This is a genomic window from uncultured Campylobacter sp., assembly GCF_938045405.1.
GTDB lineage: Bacteria > Campylobacterota > Campylobacteria > Campylobacterales > Campylobacteraceae > Campylobacter_B.
In genome coordinates this window covers 1-1,208 of sequence record NZ_CALIMW010000214.1, presented here as the reverse complement: position 1 = coordinate 1,208, position 1,208 = coordinate 1, and the positions used below count along the sequence as shown (strand labels likewise).

Sequence of the window (1,208 nt, the reverse complement as noted above, 5' to 3'; positions counted from 1 at the left end):
TTCGCATTTTAAATTTTAGTGGTTATTAAGGGGGGGGGGGTATAATTTTGCGAAATTTTTCAAAATAAGCTAGCAAATAAAATTTTAACTATCTAAAATGACAATATCTGACGATTAAAAATGAAATAATACGAAAAATTTTAAAGGAGAAAGAATGAAAAAAATCATCTTAGGTTTAGCCCTGTTGGGCTCTTTGGCTTTTAGTGAAACGGAGTTTCAATCGTTAAGAAAACAATTTGAGCAAAAGTGCGAAGCGGGAGACCCTGAATACTGTGGTCATGCCGGTGCTCTTTATCACAGCCCAACCGAGCTAGGAGGAGATGCATCCGATAGGGATTACAAAAAGACGCTTTATTTTTACAAAAAAGCTTGCGATGGAAATGTTTATGAGGCTTGCTCGGATTTGGGAGGGATGTATGCCGAGGGTAAAGGGGTAAAAAAAGACTACAAGAAGGCTATCACACTATGGGCTAAAGCTTGTGATGGCGGGAACGCAGGCAGCTGCAGTAATTTGGGCGTTATGTATGCAAATGGTAAAGGAGTAAAAAAAGATATGACACGAGCTATGGGATATTATAGAAGATCTTGTGATATGGGAGATTGGATAGCTTGCGGGAATTTCGCTGCACAGCTTGAAATTGGCGGCGACAGAGCAAGGGCAGCGCAATATTATAAAAAGGCTTGCGAATTAGGTAAAAAAGGGTTTGTAGTCAGCGAAGACAAAGATTATCTACAAAATGCTTGCGACAAATACGACATACTAAAATAGCCCGCTGATTAATAAGGCTTCTTTCGATCGGGCTACTTGGCGCGATGAAATTTTAAAATTTCATCGCCGAGCTTGTCGCGCGTTACACCGCTACCAAATTACTTTTCGTCGCAGCGCTTTAAGATGCCTAGCGAAGTGAGGAATTTATGTCGTTCGGCATAGGGCTTAACAAAGCACGCTGAGATTTAACTCACATGGCACAAAAACCTTGCGCGATATGTATCTATAACTCAAGAAATGCAAATTCCGCGCAAAAAAACACGGCTCGCACAACCAAGCCGCGTTTAAAATTTTAACCGCTACCTCAAAAATCCCGTTAGCGGCGAGCTTGCGCAGGCCGTTTTGCAAACGGCGCCAAGCCCCGCCAGATAGGCATCGCGCCCTGCCTGCACGCCGAGCGCAAACGCCCGCGCCATCAGCGCCAGATCCCCGCTCGTGG

General features: G+C 43.8%; 1 protein-coding gene and 1 pseudogene. One reads left to right on the top strand and one right to left on the bottom strand.

The window, feature by feature from the left end:
* Positions 1-154: 154 nt before the first annotated feature.
* Positions 155-769, top strand: a complete 615-nt coding sequence (locus Q0140_RS08990) for a tetratricopeptide repeat protein (protein WP_297963881.1) — start codon at positions 155-157, stop codon at positions 767-769.
* 299 nt (positions 770-1,068) lie between these two features.
* Here the strand turns inward: Q0140_RS08990 and Q0140_RS08985 are convergent.
* Positions 1,069-1,208, bottom strand: a pseudogene (locus tag Q0140_RS08985) (thiazole synthase); the annotation flags it as partial.

What these genes read in the sequence shown, in the direction of transcription:
- Q0140_RS08990 (WP_297963881.1), top strand. Translation starts at nt 155, where the DNA reads ATGAAAAAAATCATCTTAGGTTTAGCCCTGTTGGGCTCTTTGGCTTTT.